The following is a 1,470-nucleotide window of genomic DNA, read 5'->3' as shown; positions in this document are numbered from 1 at the left end:
CGCTCGCTTCGCTGTGCGAGGTGTCGCGCCCGGCGCTCACCGTGATGTGTCCTTTACCGGCAGACAGCGACAGGTCTTCGGCGGCTGTCAACTGGCTGCCGCGGATGTTCACGCTGCCCTCGCGGCTGGTGACGTAAATATCCGCGCCCTGAATGACCGATGCGTTGCCCGTGGTTCGCGTGCCGCTGCTGTTGCTCTCAGACTGACTCATCCCGCCCGGCAGCAACTGACTGGCGTGTTTGCCCCCGCCTGCGACGGCACGGACAGCGCTCCCGGCGCTCAGCGAATCCGAAAGATTCCAGCCGGTGGATTTGCTGCTGTTGCTGTACTGCTCAGTATCCGTGGACGTGATGATGTTCACATCACGCTTCGCATCCAGTATCACCGCTTCACCGGCGTTTAACCGGCTGCCTGCAATCAGGATAGTGCCGCTGCCGCCGCCCTGTTTGCCGGTGGCGGTCATCTGGATATTGCCTGCCGCCGCAAGCTGGCCTGCGCTGTTAAACTCGCCCCGGTAGTGCGATTCTGAGGTGGATTTGCTGCTGCCTGCAAAGACCGACAGCATCTGCCCCGCTCCGTCCAGCCCCAGCGCGACCCCCTCCGCGCCCAGCGACTTCACCTTATCGACAACGCCGCCGCCGCCGCGCGCAATATCCCGCACGTTGCGCACCGTGTCCTCAAACGGGGCCTTCACGCTCACCATCAGCCCCTTCGATTTGATTTCCTGCTTCACCGACTCGGTGACTGTATCCCGCCCGGGGATAATGACAATATCGCTGCCGGTGATGTCGATATGCCCGCTGGCCCGGGTGGTGTCGCCCTGCGCGCGCGCCGCCACCACGTCCGCGGCGCTGAGCGTTACCCGGTTGCCGGCGCTGAGGATAACGTTGCCGCCGGAAGTACCCATCAGGCTGCGCGCCTCGCTCTGCGTCACCGCCGTGCCCTCACGGGCGCTGCGCACCGACTGCGACCCCACGCTCACCCCCAGGCCGCCGCTGCCCGATATGCCGGATTTTTTCCGGCTAAGCAGGCTGATATCATGCCGGCTCTCCTGCGCTGCACCCGGCTGAGTGACAGGTAAAAAGTTCCCGGCCACTTGAGCCGGGATCTTTAATGGTTAATAAAAATCTGGATCTATCCGACCTTCGGCTTTCAGGATATCAAGGAAGCGGTTATAGGCGATATCATCCCGCTCTAATATGTCATCCAGTAACCTTTCTTCTATTAAAGCCCAATGATATATCCCGTTTATATGCGTGGAAAAGTAATTAAATGTACCATGCAAAGTTGAATCAATAACTTGAACATTTTTTGCGTTATAAGCAAGTAAACCGCCATAGTTTTTAGGCAACCCTAAAAAGAGAGTTTCATTTCCAAGCCAATATATGGCGAACACTTCCAATATGGTTCCATCTTTCTCTTTTATTTTCATTGGATTTGACCCTATATATCCAGACACCTTTTCTCTCT

The 1,470-nt window shown here is 57.6% G+C and carries 2 protein-coding genes; both read right to left on the bottom strand.

Going from position 1 to position 1,470, the window contains the following annotated elements; genetic code table 11:
• The coding region (locus tag JJB97_RS18670) for a hemagglutinin repeat-containing protein (RefSeq protein ID WP_238715439.1) at positions 1 to 1,096 on the bottom strand (1,096 nt) is incomplete at its 3' end.
• A 21-nt stretch (positions 1,097 to 1,117) separates the two neighbouring features.
• The coding region (locus JJB97_RS17955; RefSeq protein WP_317981578.1) for a hypothetical protein at positions 1,118 to 1,470 on the bottom strand (353 nt) is incomplete at its 5' end.

This window comes from Tenebrionibacter intestinalis (genome assembly GCF_016632365.1).
Lineage (GTDB): Bacteria > Pseudomonadota > Gammaproteobacteria > Enterobacterales > Enterobacteriaceae > Tenebrionibacter > Tenebrionibacter intestinalis.
This window is presented reverse-complemented; position numbering and strand designations above follow the sequence as displayed.